The sequence below is a fragment of the Collinsella sp. Sow4_E3 genome (assembly GCF_052116285.1).
Taxonomy (GTDB): domain Bacteria; phylum Actinomycetota; class Coriobacteriia; order Coriobacteriales; family Coriobacteriaceae; genus Collinsella.
The window spans coordinates 1-14,056 of the sequence record NZ_JBQKLJ010000012.1 but is presented as its reverse complement, the minus strand read 5'-3'; the positions used below and the strand labels follow the sequence as shown (position 1 = coordinate 14,056).

12 protein-coding genes and 1 tRNA gene are annotated in these 14,056 nt (G+C 58.5%); 11 read left to right on the top strand and 2 right to left on the bottom strand.

Annotated features, from left to right (window positions below; genetic code table 11):
* Positions 1-52 precede the first annotated feature (52 nt).
* A complete protein-coding gene (locus ACTQ48_RS07710) occupies positions 53-730 on the top strand; it encodes a copper homeostasis protein CutC (RefSeq protein ID WP_441570520.1) in 678 nt (225 codons plus the stop codon).
* A gap of 3 nt (positions 731-733) precedes the next feature.
* Positions 734-1,531 carry a DUF4931 domain-containing protein gene (locus tag ACTQ48_RS07705; protein ID WP_441570519.1) on the top strand — a complete coding sequence of 266 codons (798 nt, stop codon included), beginning with the start codon at positions 734-736 and terminating at the stop codon, positions 1,529-1,531.
* A gap of 30 nt (positions 1,532-1,561) precedes the next feature.
* Here ACTQ48_RS07705 and ACTQ48_RS07700 read toward each other — a convergent pair whose 3' ends face one another.
* Complete coding sequence (locus tag ACTQ48_RS07700; RefSeq protein ID WP_441570518.1) at positions 1,562-2,560, bottom strand: bile acid:sodium symporter family protein; 999 nt, start codon at positions 2,558-2,560, stop codon at positions 1,562-1,564.
* Positions 2,561-2,835: 275 nt separating this feature from the next.
* Between ACTQ48_RS07700 and recJ the strand changes: the two genes are divergently transcribed.
* The 9 genes from recJ (at position 2,836) to rplT (ending at position 13,590) form a co-directional block, all read left to right on the top strand.
* Positions 2,836-6,123, top strand: a complete 3,288-nt coding sequence (gene recJ, locus ACTQ48_RS07695; RefSeq protein ID WP_441570517.1) for a single-stranded-DNA-specific exonuclease RecJ — start codon at positions 2,836-2,838, stop codon at positions 6,121-6,123.
* 14 nt (positions 6,124-6,137) lie between these two features.
* On the top strand, positions 6,138-8,498 hold the full coding sequence (locus ACTQ48_RS07690) for a RelA/SpoT family protein (RefSeq protein WP_154517206.1): 2,361 nt from the start codon (positions 6,138-6,140) through the stop codon (positions 8,496-8,498).
* Positions 8,499-8,584: 86 nt separating this feature from the next.
* Positions 8,585-9,268 (top strand): MBL fold metallo-hydrolase, encoded by a 684-nt coding sequence (locus ACTQ48_RS07685; protein WP_441017253.1) that lies wholly within the window; start codon positions 8,585-8,587, stop codon positions 9,266-9,268.
* 194 nt (positions 9,269-9,462) lie between these two features.
* Complete coding sequence (gene fba / locus ACTQ48_RS07680; protein WP_441567664.1) at positions 9,463-10,329, top strand: class II fructose-1,6-bisphosphate aldolase; 867 nt, start codon at positions 9,463-9,465, stop codon at positions 10,327-10,329.
* A gap of 253 nt (positions 10,330-10,582) precedes the next feature.
* A complete protein-coding gene (locus ACTQ48_RS07675) occupies positions 10,583-12,016 on the top strand; it encodes a transglutaminase-like domain-containing protein (RefSeq protein WP_441570516.1) in 1,434 nt (477 codons plus the stop codon).
* A 39-nt stretch (positions 12,017-12,055) separates the two neighbouring features.
* Positions 12,056-12,142: transfer RNA gene (locus ACTQ48_RS07670), tRNA-Leu, on the top strand.
* Positions 12,143-12,390: 248 nt separating this feature from the next.
* The gene (infC, locus tag ACTQ48_RS07665) at positions 12,391-12,960 is read left to right on the top strand and encodes a translation initiation factor IF-3 (RefSeq protein WP_006234423.1); all 570 of its coding nucleotides are present in this window, start codon (positions 12,391-12,393) and stop codon (positions 12,958-12,960) included.
* 32 nt (positions 12,961-12,992) lie between these two features.
* Complete coding sequence (rpmI, locus tag ACTQ48_RS07660) at positions 12,993-13,184, top strand: 50S ribosomal protein L35 (protein ID WP_006234422.1); 192 nt, start codon at positions 12,993-12,995, stop codon at positions 13,182-13,184.
* A 46-nt stretch (positions 13,185-13,230) separates the two neighbouring features.
* Positions 13,231-13,590 (top strand): 50S ribosomal protein L20, encoded by a 360-nt coding sequence (rplT, locus tag ACTQ48_RS07655; protein WP_006234421.1) that lies wholly within the window; start codon positions 13,231-13,233, stop codon positions 13,588-13,590.
* Between the two features lie 185 nt (positions 13,591-13,775).
* Here the strand turns inward: rplT and ACTQ48_RS07650 are convergent.
* Positions 13,776-14,056 (bottom strand): hypothetical protein (locus ACTQ48_RS07650; protein ID WP_441570515.1); only part of this gene is annotated, 281 nt, incomplete at its 5' end.

Genomic DNA, 14,056 nt, shown 5'->3' with positions numbered 1-14,056 from the left:
TAAAGTGCGACAATGCCGTGTGGAAATAGAAGTGTCATCTGGGGGTCTATCTATGCTGTACGAGTTTTGTGCCGAGAACTTTGAGCGGGTGCCGGCGGCCATTGCGGCCGGTGCGGGACGCATTGAGCTGTGCGACAACCTTGCGGTTGGTGGCACCACGCCCTCGGCCGGCGTTATCAGCGCTACGACCAGCTATGCTCGCGAGCACGATGCACGGGTGATGTGCATGATCCGTCCGCGTGGCGGCGACTTTCACTACAACCAGGACGAGCTGCGCATGATGGAGATGGACTTGGGCCTTGCCGTAAGTGCCGGCGTCGATGGCTTGGTCTTTGGCTGCTGCAAGCCTTGTGCCGGCGGATGGGCGCTCGATGAACTTGCGTTGGGCGCCCTCGTGATGGCTGCGGGCTGCGCGACCGAGGAGTGCAAGCGCGAGCCCATCGACATCACCTTTCACATGGCGTTTGACCAGCTCTCGCCCGAGGCTCAGCTCGACGCGATTGACACGCTCGCCGACTGCGGCATAACGCGCATCCTGACGCATGGCGGTGCCGCCGGCACGCCGATTGAGGACAACCTGGAGCATCTGTCCCACCTTATCGACTACGCGGACGATCGCCTGATCATCCTTCCCGGCGGCGGCATTTCCACGTCCAACCGCGATACCGTGGCTGCGGCACTGGGCGTCTCCGAGCTCCATGGCACCAAGATCGTGCCGCTGGAGGTATAACCCGTGCCCCTGGTATTTGACGTTCAGCAGGCGAGCGGGAAGCCCGACGACAACCGGCGCCCTGGTACTGCGTGCCCCTTTTGCGATACCGAGGAACTCGCCAATATCATCCGGCGCGACGGTGACTGTATCTGGCTCGAGAATAAGTTCAAGACCCTGCGCGCCACCCGTCAAACCGTGCTGATCGAGTCGGCCGACCACGACGCAGATCTGGTGACCTATGCGCCGGACGAGCTGCATCATGTGATGCGGTTTGCCCTGGGTTGCTGGCAGCAGATGATCGATTCACAGCAGTATCGAAGCGTGCTCATGTACAAGAACAAGGGTCCGCTCTCGGGCGGTAGTCTCGTTCATCCGCACATGCAGATTGTGGGTTTGGAGCAGGAAGATGGCTATGCTTCGCTGACTTCCGCCAATTTCGAAGGCATCAATGTCTGGCAACAGGGGAGAATTGCGGTCAACATCTCAACCGAACCGATTATGGGGTTCTTTGAGGTCAACGTTTCAGCTCCGCGGGGAATCGCCGCCAGCGATGACACGCGGGACCAAGCCGAGGCGGATCTCTTCGCCGATGCGATCCAGGTAGCTCTGCGTTATATCCTAAACGAGCACCACGGTGGCCGTGCAGAGTCGTACAACTTGTTCTTCTATCACCTGGGCGGTCGGACCATTGCCAAGGCGCTGCCGCGTTGGGTGGTTTCGCCCTACTTTGTCGGCTATCGTTTGGCCCAGGTCAATGCCGAGACGACGCTCGATATCGATGCTGAGCGCCTGCGCGAGCATCTGGAAACGCTCGTATAGCAAGACTAGCACCCGCGTAATGCGGACAGCCTAGCGTGCCATGGCGTCGCGGCCGGCCTCGACGCGCTTGCGCTGAGCAGCGCGCTCCTCGCCGGTTAGACGCTCAAAGAGATGCCCGATAAGCGAGGCAAGTACCTGCTGAAACAGCGTTCCGCACATGACGGGAAATACGACTTCGCCCGGAAAGTATTGCGTGGCGATGACGGCGCCCGAAGAGATGTTGCGCATGCCGCAGGTAAAGCACATGGTAGTCGTTTCGCTATACGGCAGATGCAGTGCGCGGGCGACCAGAATACCGACGACAAAGCCGCTGATGGCGAAGATCAAAATAAAGAGGGCGACTTCCAAGCGCACCGCGTTCATGTGCAGCACGTACTCGCTCATGGCGGTGGAGTTCGACGCGATAACACCCATCATCATGAACTTGCAGGCGGGCGAGAGCGCGGGGGAGAGCTTCTCGTGTCCCCATCCGCGCGTGAGTTCGTTAATCACGATGCCGAGCAGGGCGGGGATAGCGATCATGAAGGCCATGTTCTGCATCATGCCCGGCACGTCGATCGAGACGGTGGCGCCCAGCAAGAGCTTAAGCGTGAGCGGAATCGTAACGGGAGAGATAACCGAGGACGTCAGGATGATGGTGAGCGCGAGCGGGCCGTTGCCGCCGAACATGCTAATCCACATAAAGGCAGTGACTGCCACAGGTACGCTGTACTCGAGCACGATACCGCAGACAAGGTTGGGGTTGGAGCCAAAGAACAGCGATCCCATGGTATAGGCTGTTATGGGAATAAGCACCGCCGAGACCAGCAGCGCCAAAATCAGGTGCAGCGGACGGCGGAATACTTCGGCTACCTGATGGAAGGTGTTGCTGAGGGCACCTTGGAACGTCATAAAGGCAAACAGGGTGGGGACGATGGGCTTGAGTATGCCGATCTGCTGGGGAAAGAGCACGCCGAGCGTCACGCAAATCGGAACGATGATCTGCATATGCCCCGCGAGAAACTTACCCAGTCCAACCCATTGCTTCATATGCGCTTGTGACTCCCTTTGCTCGTGAATCCGTTTTGAATGGATATGCTAGACGCTCGCATGCGTCCGCGTGGCTGAAACGCCCGATTATTTCGCGGCTATTACCGCTCTCGTTTATCGAAACCACGGCGTGCTGGACGTTGTGCGTCCGCGCCGCACGGTATAATAAATTCGTTCAACAGATCTGCCTGCCGAAGCGGGCATACACAGAGGACTCATCGCTATGAACCGTGAGAGGTATCGCGGCGACCTGCCCCTATCGGGGGTGAGCGCCTATGTCATCGCTTAAGACAACGCATCGCTGGGCGGTCGCTCAGCAAAACCCCGAGCTCGAAAAGGAGCTTTCGGCTGGCCTGGGCATACCCGGGCTGGTGGCGCGCATTATGGTTGCGCACGGCATTACATCCATCGAGGAAGGTCAGCTTTTTTTGACGCCTTCGCTCGATCGCGACTGGGCGGACCCGCTCGTTATTCCGGGTATGGCGGTCGTCGTCGACCGCGTTGAGCGTGCTATTCGCAGCCACGAGCGCATCGCCGTTTTTGGCGATTTTGACGTCGACGGCATTACGTCGACTTGTCTGTTGACCGAGGCGCTGCGTTCGTTTGGCGCCAACGTCACGCCGTTTATTCCGCATCGTTTTGACGAGGGCTACGGCCTGTCGCGTGCGGCGCTCGACCGCGTTAACGAGCTCGCTCGCCCCCAGCTGATCGTGACCGTCGATAACGGCATTGCCGCCAAGGAAGAGGCCTCCTATCTGGAGAGCCTGGGGATCGATTTGGTGGTCACGGACCATCACGAGCCGTCCGACCAGGTGCCGCAGGGCGTGCCCCTGACCGACCCCAAGCTCGAGGACAAGGGTCCCTCGCGCGAGCTTGCCGGTGCCGGCGTGGCACTCAAGCTGGTGCAGGTCCTGGGCGAGCGTTTGGGCAAGCCGTCGTATTGGCGTTCGCTGATAGAGGTCGCGGCGCTGGGCACTGTGTCCGACATGATGCCGCTTACGCCCGAGAATCGCGCACTGGTCGCCGAGGGCATCCAGCAGATGCGCGTGACGGCCCGTCCCGGCTATATCGCGCTTGCCGCACTTGCCAAGGCCGACCTTTCTACCATTACGGCCGACGGCCTGTCGTTTTCGCTCATCCCCCGTCTGAATGCTGCCGGCCGCATGGCTGATCCCAAGCTGGCGCTCGACCTGCTGCTTGCCCGCGACCCCATCGAAGCGAGCGCGCTTGCCGCCGAGCTCGAGGAAATCAATCGCCAACGCCGCGAGATCGAGGCCGAGCTTACGCGCGATGCCATGGCGAAGGTCGAGGAGACTTATGACGGCGGGCGCGCAATCGTCGTGGGCGGCGAGGGCTGGCACGAGGGCGTCAAGGGCATCGTGGCGAGCCGCTTGACCAATCGCTATCACGTGCCGGCGCTGCTCTTCTCGATCGAGGATGGCGTTGCGCGCGGATCGGGCCGCTCGGTGGGCAAGATCAACCTGTTCGACGCCGTCGAGCGTTGCTCCGACCTGCTGATTCGTCGCGGCGGGCATGCCGGTGCGGTGGGTGTGACCATCGAGGCATCCAAGCTCGATGAGTTCCGCCGTCGCCTTTCGGCCGTGCTATCGGAGCTTCCCGCCGAGGACTTTGAGGACACTGACGAGGTTGCCGCCACCGTTGATCTCTCCGAGCTAAATATCGAGACCATCGAGCAAATTTCCCGTCTTGAGCCGTTTGGCCAGGGCAATAAGGTGCCGCTTCTGGCCGCCGAGGGCGTGACGATGTGCGATCGCGCCGTGGTGGGCAAAACCGGCGAGCACATGCGCTTTGTGGCGACCGATGGTGCCGCGAGTGTGCCGGCCATCATGTTCCGCGTGCCGCAGATCGATAGGCTCATCAATTGCGACAGCGCCGTCGACTTGGTGTTCGAGGCCGTGGCCGAGCATTGGCAGGGACGTGTGAAGCCCAAGCTCATGATCAAAGATGTCTTGGTGCGCGATACCGCGGCGCCCAATATCGACGATCCGGCATGTGAGCTTCGCCGCGGCGTGCAACCGGCGGATTCTGGTCTGCGCCTGGAGTCGCGTAAACGCGAGACGCTCGCCCAGCTTTCTTATACCGAGCTCACGCGCTCGCTTCTCCATAGCTTTATCGGCTCGAACCAGCCGCATCGCGCGCAGGTCGAGGCACTCGACGCGCTTGCCGACCATCAGAGCGTTTTGGCCGTTATGGGGACGGGGCGTGGCAAGTCTCTGATTTTCCATGTGCATGCCGCGCGCGAGACGGTTCTTCGCGGGCGTGCGAGCATTTTTGTCTATCCTCTGCGTTCGCTCGTTGCCGATCAGGCCTATCACCTTTCCTCGACGATGGCCGCGCTCGGCATTGGTGTCGGCGTGCTGACTGGCGAGACCGTGGAGGCCGTGCGTGATGACGTGTTCGCCGGCCTTGCTTCGGGTCGCATCGGTATCGTTCTCACGACGCCCGAGTTCTTGTCTATCCACCGTGATCGATTTGCGCGTTCTAGACGTATTGGCTTCGTTGTTATCGATGAGGCGCACCATGCCGGTCTTGCTAAGGGTGGTGACCGGAGTGCATACCTCGATATGCCCGATATTCTTAAAGCCCTGGGCGACCCCGTTGTCATGGCAGCAACGGCTACCGCGACGGCTCCAGTTGTGGCAGAGCTTGCTCGCGTATTGCCGATTACCAGCACGGTGGTCGACGAGACCGTTCGCGAGAACCTACAACTCGAGGACGATCGTGACCTTGCGAGCCGTGAAAATCGCCTGGTTTCGATCGTTGCGACGGGGGAGAAGACCGTCATCTACGTGAACTCGCGCGACCAGTCCGTGGCGCTTGCCAAGACGTTGCGCAAACGTGTGCCCGACTGCGCGACCCATATCGCGTTCTATAACGCCGGGCTTGCGCGTTCCGATCGCCGACGCGTCGAGGAGGCGTTTCGAGATGGCAGCCTGAGCTGCATCGTTTCAACCTCGGCCTTCGGTGAGGGCGTCAACCTGCCCGATATCCGCCATGTCGTGCTCTACCACATGCCGTTTGGCGCGATTGAGTTTAACCAGATGAGTGGCCGTGCCGGCCGCGATGGGCAGCCTGCCGTGATTCACCTGCTCTATTCGTCTCGTGACGCTCGTATTAATGAGCGCCTGCTCGATTGTTACGCGCCCGAGCGCGATGAGCTTGTCACGCTCTATCGGGCGCTGCAGACCATGTGGCGCTCCAATCGTGGCAAGACGGGGGACGATTCATTCTGCGCAAGCGATATCGACATTGCGCAGATGTGCCTTGCAATCGACGCGCGCACGCCGGTCGATGAGCGTTCGGTGGCAAGCGGCTTGGGAATCTTCGAAGAGCTCGGTTTCTGTCACGTTTCGGGGTTTGACGATACCCGTCGCATCGCGATGACCGAAAACCCCGGGCGCGTGCAGTTGAGCAGGTCGATCCGCTATTTGGAGGGCTTGCGCTCGCGCATGGAGTTCTCGGCTTTCCGGAGTTGGGCACTCGATTCGTGCGCTTCTGATATGCTTACCAAAATTAACCGCCCGATCGTACCGCGGACCTAGGGAAGGGGACCTCGATGGATGCCGCAGCCCGTACCGCCCATGATTCCGCCCTCCAGCCCTTTTCGGAGATGGAGCACTATACGCATGCCGATGATCTGCCGCCCGAGATTATGGCGGACAGCTACGACAAGCTGGAGCGCCTGTGCCTTAAATATATGAGTGAGGATGACTTCTCCAAGGTGGAGCAGGCCTACTGCTTTGCTGCCGAGAAGCACTGCAACCAAAAGCGGCGCTCGGGTGAGATGTACATTAACCATCCCGTCGAGGTGGCTATCATTTTGGCCGACCTTAAGATGGACTGCGATGTGGTGTGCGCTGCATTGCTGCACGATACCGTCGAGGATACCGATACCTCGCTTGCCGATGTTTCGGGTCTGTTTGGCGAAACCGTGGCAGAGCTCGTCGACGGCGTGACCAAGCTTACCAACATCGAAGTCGACAACATGGACGAAAAGCAGGCGCTTACGCTGCGCAAGATGTTCCTCGCCATGTCCAAGGACATTCGCGTCATCATCGTCAAACTCGCCGACCGCCTGCATAATATGCGCACGCTTGCCGCCCTGCGCGAGGACCGCCGCCTGTTTAAGGCGCGCGAGACCATGGATGTGTACGCGCCCCTGGCCGACCGCCTGGGCATGAGCTCTATCAAGTGGGAACTCGAGGATCTGTCCTTCTTCTACCTTGAACCCGACGCTTACCAGCGCATCGCCCGCATGGTGGCAGAGTCACGCGAGGTTCGCGAACGCTTTCTGGCCGAGACTATCAAGACGCTTACCGATGAGCTCGACCGCATTGGCCTTGAGGGTTTTCAGATCAACGGTCGTTCCAAGCACTATTGGTCCATCTATCAAAAGATGAAGCGCAAGGGCAAGGAGTTCTCCGAGATTTATGATCTGGTGGCGCTGCGCGTCATCACCCATTCGGTGCGCGATTGCTATTCCACGCTTGGTGCCGTGCATACTTTGTGGCATCCCATGCCCGGTCGTTTTAAAGACTATATCGCCATGCCCAAGGTCAATAACTACCAATCGCTCCATACGACGGTTATCGGCCCCACGGCCCGTCCGCTCGAGATTCAGATTCGAACCTACGAGATGCACGAGCAGGCCGAGTACGGCATCGCCGCCCACTGGCTATATAAGAAATCGGGCGGATCGTCTGCCTCCAAGACCAACGACGCACAGCGTCTGGACGATCAGATTAACTGGCTCAAGCACTCACTCGATTGGGCAGCCTCTGACGAGATCACCGATGCCAAAGAATATCTGCACTCACTGAAGGTCGACCTGTTTGACCAGGAGATTTTTGTCTTTACGCCCAAGGGTGAGGTCATGGCGCTTCGTGCGGGCTCTACACCGCTCGACTTTGCCTACGCTGTTCATACCGAGGTCGGCAACCACTGCGTCGGCGCCAAAATCAACGGTGCGGTGGCTCCGCTCACGCACGAAATCAAGACGGGTGACCGTGTCGAGATCCTGACTAACAAGAGCTCCAAGCCGTCGCGCGATTGGCTCAAGATCGTCAAGACGCCTTCGGCCAAGTCAAAGATTCGCCGTTACTTCGCCGCTGCGACCAAAGACGATGACGCTGCTGCCGGTCGCGATATGCTGGCCAAGGACCTGCGCAAGCGCGGGTACGGCATCTCTACGCCGCGATCCACGCGTGCACTCAATGCCGTGGCGGAGCAGTTTAACTTCAAGCAACTCGAGGACCTGTTCGCAGCCGTTGGCGCGGGCAAGGTCGCCCCGCGCGCTGTGGGCAATAAGGTCGAGCAAATCTTGGATCCCAAGCCCGAGGAGCAGCTCACCAAGGCCGAAGCCATCGCTGAGGTCGTCAAGCAGCCTGCCCGCGGTTCCAACCGCAAACCGCAAAAGCGTGGCAAGAGCGCAAGTAACGGCATTATCGTCAAGGGCGAGAGCAACAGCGGCCTGCTGGTTCGTCTGGCGCATTGCTGTAATCCGGTGACGGGCGACGACATCGTGGGCTTTATCACGCGCGGTCGAGGCGTCTCGGTGCATCGTGCCAACTGCCCCAACGTCAAGGGTCTCATGGAACACCCCGAGCGCATGATTGACGTGGAGTGGGATGGTGCTGCCGATACGCTTTTCCAGGTCGAGATCGTGGTCGAGTGCTTGGATCGTATGGGCTTGCTCAAGGATGTCACCATCGCCATTGGCGATGCAGGCGGAAATATCCTTTCCGCCGCTACCTCGACCAACCGCGAGGGCATTGCGACCCTGCGCTTTATGGTCGAGATTTCGGACGCGAGCGGTCTGGATCCGCTGCTGGCATCCATCAGCAGTGTCGACTCGGTCTATGACGCACGACGTCTGATGCCTGGCGAGGGTGGGGCTCAGCTTAAGCGTCGCGTATAGGCGTTACGAACGCACAACGGTAATGATATTGGCTACGTTCGAGGCATCGTTTGATGCCTCGACGCTTGTAGAAGGAGGACGTGCTCATGGTCACTGCAGCTTTGGACTTAACCCCTCGGGGTACGGCTTCGATCGAGGCGCTTGTAAACGGCCCCATTCAGACCAACAGTTACGCCGTAATCTCGAGCGGCGAATGCCTGATTATCGATCCGGCCTGGGAAGGTGAGCGTCTTGTGGAACATATCTATGCCAAGCATCCTGACGCGCACGTGCTAGGCGCTGTCTGCACCCATGGCCATGCCGATCACGTAGGTGGCGTTGCCGGAGCGCGAGCCGCCGTCGGTAAGGGTTTCCTATATGAGTTAGGTGCGAAGGACGTGTTGGTATCTCGTGAGAATATCGAGGAGCAGCGAGCGATGTGGGGCATCGATACGCCCGATCCGGGCGAGCCGACGCGATTGCTTGCTGAGGGCGATACGATTGAATTGGGTGATATCTGCCTGCAGGTGATCGAGACGCCCGGTCACACACCGGGTGGCATTGTCTTGTTCGCCGCCACCGAGCAGGGAAGCATCGCCTTTGTTGGCGACACCCTGTTCCCGGGCAGCCACGGCCGCACCGATCTCGCCGGTGGCGACGAGGCGGCGATTCTGCGCTCGCTCTCCAAGCTCGCCCAGCTGCTTCCAGCCGATACCGTTTGCTTAACGGGGCATGGTGATTCGACCACTATGGCGCGCGAGCTCATGCAGAACCCTTTCATGCAGATGTAGCTTTGTAGTCAGCTGCTTAAGCACGAGAAGTGTCCAAACGTCAAGATATTTTCCCCAACGGGCCGATTCCGTAGGGCAAACGGTCAAAAAAAGTCTGTTTGGACGATATTCGTGAACAAACGAACGTTTACGCTCGGGTACGCCGTGGTAAAATCTCATGCGTTATCGGAGCAACCTTACAGGAGGTTTCTTTTATGCTCGTCAACGCAGCAGACATGCTCAAGAAGGCCGAGGCCGGCAAGTATGCTCTCGGTGCCTTCAACACCAACAACCTCGAGTGGACTCTGGCTATTCTCCAGGCCGCCGAGGAGGCCAAGTCTCCGCTGATCCTTCAGTGCACCGCTGGTGCCGCTAAGTGGATGGGCGGTTTCAAGGTCTGCGCCGACATGGTCAAGGCTGCCGTCGAGGCCACGGGTGTTACCGTTCCCGTCGCCCTTCACCTCGATCACGGTTCTTACGAGGACTGCTTCAAGTGCATCGAGGCCGGCTTCACGTCCATCATGTATGACGGCTCTCACGAGGAAACCTTCCAGCTTAACCTCGATCGCACCAAGGAGCTCGTTGAGCTTGCCCATTCCAAGGGCATGTCCATCGAGGCCGAGGTCGGCGGCATCGGCGGCACCGAGGACGGCGTGACTTCCAACGGCGAGCTCGCTGACCCCGCTGAGTGCAAGCAGATTGCTGACCTGGGCGTCGACTTCCTCGCCTGCGGCATCGGCAACATCCACGGCGTGTATCCCGCCGACTGGGCCGGTCTTTCCTTCGAGCGCCTGAGCGAGATCAAGGCTCAGACCGGCGACCTGCCCCTCGTTCTGCACGGTGGTACCGGCATCCCCGAGGATCAGATCAAGAAGGCCATCTCCCTGGGCATCTCCAAGATCAACGTCAACACCGACCTGCAGCTCGTCTTCGCCAAGGGCGTCCGCGAGTACATCGAGGCTGGCAAGGATCAGCAGGGCAAGGGCTTTGACCCCCGCAAGCTCCTCAAGCCTGGTCGCGACAACATCGTTGCTCGCACCAAGGAGCTCATGGAGGAGTTTGGCTCCGTCAACAAGGCGTAAGTAGCGGTTTAACTTCCCGCCGGAGGCCCCGTTTCCCCTACGCTGTTTCCCTCGCGCTCACCTGGCTTCGCCAGAAGTCGCGCGATGGAATCAGCTCCGGGGAAACGGGGCCTCCTTCGTTAACTCGCTACGGGGTTACTGGGCTGAATTATTTATTTGACTACCGCTCAGCGGTGTTGATGGCTCCCTTGTTGGGGCTTTCTTTTTATGTCGGTACAATGGTCTCGGGTTGTCGTTCTGCGTGGGAGTGGTTATGGCTGTCGTTAATGTTTTGCCTGCCGATGGAAAGGTTGTTGCCGAGGGCCCCGTTGGTTGCTCTGTTGATGTTTGTTGCGATGATTTTCGTCATCTCGACATTGGATTGCCACCTGAGATCCTTCGTCTCAAGGACGCCGGGTACCTGGCGCAGGCTGTTGCGGCTTGCGACCGTCTTTTGGAGCAGGGCCCTGATCCCTCGTTGGCCGCTTGCGTTCGTGCCGAGCGGTATCGCATGATCGAGATGTCATTTCATTTTTCGGTGTCGCGCGATCAGGCTATTGCGATGATCCGCGAGGAGTGGCCGGAGTTTACCGAGGAACAGTTTGACGACCTGATCGATCGCAAGCGCATCGACTGGCGCTTTATCGATGGTGAACTGTTCGTTCTCGACAACTTCCTTGATTCTTTGCGTGTGTATCCCAAGGAGGTTCCGGGCCTGCGTCCCGATTCTACGGATGGAACTGCGCTGCGCAACCAGATGCTTAAGAAGATGGAATCACAGGGCGGGCTGTCTCGTGCCATTACGCTTAAAGCATCCGTGTCTGTTCCCGGTGCTCTGGAGGGGGAGACCGTTCGCGCGTGGCTTCCCGTTGCCGCCGCCTGTCGTCAACAGTCTCATATCGAGGTTCTCGATATGACGCCGGAGGGGGTCCTTGCTCCCGCGAACGCTTTGGCGCGTACCGCCTCGTGGGTTTCCTCGGCTGATCGATCGTTCTCAGTGACCTATCGTTATCTGATTGATGCTGCTTATTGCGATATCTACGGGGGAGCGCTTCCGGCGCATCCGTGTATGGACGCGCCGCTGCCCAAGGATATTTCCGAGGACCGACCGCATATTGCGTTCACGCCGTATCTGCAGCAGCTGACCGAACATGTTGTCGATGGTCTCGAGGATCAGCTCGACCGCGCTCGGGCTATCTATGATTATTTGACGCATCATATCGACTATCGATACCAGCCACCGTATCTGCTTCTGGGTTCTATCGCCGATGACTGCGCGCATTCGCTTCGCGGTGACTGCGGTGTTATGGCACTCACGTTTATCACCATGTGCCGCATCGCCGGCGTGCCCGCACGTTGGCAGAGCGGCCTGTACGTTGCGCCCGACTCGGTGGGCTCGCATGACTGGGCGGAGTTCTATACACCGCAGACGGGTTGGCTTAACGCCGATGTCTCGTTTGGCTCCTCGGCACGCAGGATGGGGGAGGAATGGCGCCGCCGCCACTACTTTGGCAACCTTGATCCATGGCGCATGGTGGCAAACTGTCGGTTCCAGGCAGAGTTTGAACCCGTCTTTGACGGTATGCGTGAGGACCCCTACGATAACCAGATGGGCGAGGCCTCGGTCGACGGTCGCGGATGCCGCCAGCGCGAGATGCTCCGCACGGTCGAACTCATCGAAATGCTCGAAGTTCCATTTTCGGACTAATCTACGGAAAGCTGTGATAAACTAACTCACGCAATACGTGCCCGAGTGGCGGAATTGGCAGACGCAGTGGACTCAAAATCCACCGTTGGCAACAACGTGCGAGTTCGAGTCTCGCCTCGGGCACCATACATGCAAAAGAGCGTTCAAGGGGGTTAAGGCCCCCTTTTTCGTGTACGTAATGTGATAACGAGCGGTACGTGTTATTATCGCCAAGGCGTTGTTTCCGCAATGCCCTAAAGAGGAACCCGAGGGTTCCCACCTTTTGGCGCCAATGAGCAGCTGACTGGTCATACAACTTAGATTCTCTTCCTCATATCGAGGATGTCTATGTGTACGACCTGGTTGCAAAAAAGCGCCGGGTTTTTTTTTTATGAATGGAGGTAGGGAAAATAGCTAAGTCTGATGACACCCGTATCAACGACGAGATCACTGCATCTTCGTGCCGTTTGATTGGCGTCGATGGCTCTCAGCTCGGCCTGTTCGCCATCCGCGATGCCCAGCGCGTCGCCGACGATCAGGGTCTCGACCTTGTCGAGATCGCTCCCAACGCGGAGCCGCCGGTCTGCAAGGTCATGGACTACGGTAAGTTCAAGTACCAGCAGGCCATGAAGGCCAAGGCTGCTCGTAAGAACCAGTCCAAGGTCGAGGTTAAGGAAATGAAGTTCCGACCCAAGATCGACGTTGGCGACTACGAGACCAAGAAGGGCCACGTTTTGCGTTTCCTCAAGAAGGGCGCACGCGTTAAGATCACCATCATGTTCCGCGGCCGTGAGATGGCTCACCCGGAGCAGGGTCTTAACGTTCTCGAGCGTCTCGCCGAGGATCTTAAGCCTTACGCTACGGTCGAGTCCAAGCCTAAGATGGAAGGCCGTAACATGCTTATGCTGCTCGCCCCGATTAAGGGCGCCTTTGATGAGGATAAAGCGGCAAGTGATACTAAGTAACTAGTGTTCTGTAACCGATTAAGGAGTATTTCATGCCTAAGATGAAGTCCCACAGCGGCACCAAGAAGCGTTTCCGCAAGACTGGTACCGGCAAGCTTATGCGCGCCAAGGCTTTCAAGAGCCACATCCTGAGCAAGAAGTCCACCAAGCGTAAGCGTGGCTTCCGTCAGGAGACCGAGATCGCCGCTGCCGACCGCAAGGTCATCAAGTCGCGTCTCGCCTAAGTTAGCGTTCCCGTTTTTCGTTTAACCGTCTAGGAGTTGATAGAACATGGCACGTATTAAGCGCGCTGTTGCCGCCAAGAAGAAGCGCCGTACCGTTATGCACCGTGCGAAGGGTTACTACGGTGCCGCTTCGCGTACTTACAAGCATGCTAAAGAGCAGGTCCAGCACTCTCTGCAGTATCAGTACCGTGACCGCCGCAATAAGAAGCGCGAGATTCGCTCTCTCTGGATCACCCGTATCAACGCTGCTGCTCGCCTGAACGACATCTCTTACTCTCAGTTCATGCACGGCCTGAAGGTCGCCGGTATCGAGCTCGACCGCAAGGTCCTGGCTCAGATGGCTTACGAGGACATCGAGTCTTTCAACGAGCTGGCTACCATCGCCAAGAAGGCTCTCGAGGCCTAATTGATTCTCTTGAATCGCTAGGGGAGTGTCGCGCTGTGCGCGGCGCTCCCTCTTTTTATCTAAGGCGCTGCTTTATATAGCAAAAGCGCGGGTAGATAGACACTTACAGGTGACCGATCTTTATATATCTCTTAACCGAAGGGTCATCATCTGATACGTGCAGTATTTCTGCACCAGCCTTTCTATTACTTATATAGGAAGCGATATATTGTGTAGGACTTGTGAAGAGTGGAATTGACGTCCCACATCGCTTCGCGGTCTGGCAATATATCTCCTTGCCGCGCGGCCCGGTCGGACCGGGAACCGGCGCAGGCGTGCACCTTGAGAACCGGATACTGCGAGGATGGACACACATGATGTGTCGCATCCGGGCAGACATCGAACCATTTGAAATGGTCTGACTTGGATTCGTTTTTCGCAAGGCCGCCGAGAGGCGGCCCCGAGAAATTCCTTTTCCTATCAAACA

Bases quoted from the DNA above. Each gene is read 5' to 3' on its own strand.
- ACTQ48_RS07675 (WP_441570516.1), top strand. From the start codon at position 10,583: ATGGCTGTCGTTAATGTTTTGCCTGCCGATGGAAAGGTTGTTGCCGAG.
- rplT (WP_006234421.1), top strand. From the start codon at position 13,231: ATGGCACGTATTAAGCGCGCTGTTGCCGCCAAGAAGAAGCGCCGTACC.
- ACTQ48_RS07690 (WP_154517206.1), top strand. From the start codon at position 6,138: ATGGATGCCGCAGCCCGTACCGCCCATGATTCCGCCCTCCAGCCCTTT.
- fba (WP_441567664.1), top strand. From the start codon at position 9,463: ATGCTCGTCAACGCAGCAGACATGCTCAAGAAGGCCGAGGCCGGCAAG.
- ACTQ48_RS07685 (WP_441017253.1), top strand. From the start codon at position 8,585: ATGGTCACTGCAGCTTTGGACTTAACCCCTCGGGGTACGGCTTCGATC.
- recJ (WP_441570517.1), top strand. From the start codon at position 2,836: ATGTCATCGCTTAAGACAACGCATCGCTGGGCGGTCGCTCAGCAAAAC.
- infC (WP_006234423.1), top strand. From the start codon at position 12,391: ATGGAGGTAGGGAAAATAGCTAAGTCTGATGACACCCGTATCAACGAC.
- ACTQ48_RS07710 (WP_441570520.1), top strand. From the start codon at position 53: ATGCTGTACGAGTTTTGTGCCGAGAACTTTGAGCGGGTGCCGGCGGCC.
- rpmI (WP_006234422.1), top strand. From the start codon at position 12,993: ATGCCTAAGATGAAGTCCCACAGCGGCACCAAGAAGCGTTTCCGCAAG.
- ACTQ48_RS07700 (WP_441570518.1), bottom strand. From the start codon at position 2,560: ATGAAGCAATGGGTTGGACTGGGTAAGTTTCTCGCGGGGCATATGCAG.